Annotated in this window: 1 protein-coding gene and 1 pseudogene; both read left to right on the forward strand. The window is 50.7% G+C overall.

Features of this window, described 5'->3' with window-relative positions; all coding sequences use genetic code 11:
- Nucleotides 1-302, forward strand: a 302-nt coding sequence (locus F1E73_RS17140) for a tyrosine-type recombinase/integrase (protein ID WP_150452679.1), incomplete at its 5' end; no start/stop codon positions are given.
- 2 nt (nt 303-304) lie between these two features.
- Nucleotides 305-836: pseudogene (locus F1E73_RS17145) on the forward strand (IS91 family transposase); the annotation flags it as partial.

An 836-nucleotide genomic window follows, 5' to 3' on the forward strand; every position in this document is an offset into this window, starting at 1 on the left:
CTCCTACCACCTGGTGTTTTAATGGCTACGACAGGGAAGGCAATCCCTCTCAGTTATCGACAATGGGGGTGCAATGGATCGTTCGGGAAGCTCGCAAACATAGCGGAATCCAGAAAGGGATCACTCCCCATATCCTTCGGCACAGTTATGCCACGCATCTTTTGGAGATGGGGTTGGACATTATAAGTGTTAAAGACCTGCTGGGGCACGCACATATACAGACAACGCTTACCTACCTTCATGTGGCACAACTGGGTAGACAAAAGCCGTTCAGTCCACTGGATCGGCTTTATAAGAGGTAGCCGTGAAACCTGTTTACGAGGTGGCACAGGTATTGGAACGCAACAGGGAACAGCTCGCCGGCATTTGTGCCAATAGCTGGCAGTCTAGGACCCTGCACGCCTTGCGCAAATGCCGCACTGCTTCCTTGGGAGGCCATATTGACCGCTGTAACAATCCTTCATGCCATAGGCTCCACCTTAGCTACAATAGTTGTCGGAACCGCCATTGTCCCAAGTGTCAGGGACATAAAAAAGAGGAATGCCTGCCTGCCGCAGGCAGGGATCCGAGCACGAGAAGAAGAGCTCTTAAACGTGCCTTACTTTCACGTGGTCTTTACTTTGCCCTCAGCGCTCAACCGCCTATGTCTGTATGAGCCTAAATTAATATATAGTCTACTGTTCAAAATATCCTGGCAGGTGGTCCAAGGTTTTGCATCCAACCATAAGTTTATGGGTGCCACGCCGGGGATGATTGCTATCCTGCACACCTGGGGACAAAACCTGTCGTTACATCCACACTTGCACTGCATTGTTCCCGGTGGAGGTATTGCCCAA

Origin of the sequence: Arenibacter lacus (assembly GCF_008711145.1) — a bacterium.
Classification (GTDB): domain Bacteria; phylum Bacteroidota; class Bacteroidia; order Flavobacteriales; family Flavobacteriaceae; genus Arenibacter; species Arenibacter amylolyticus.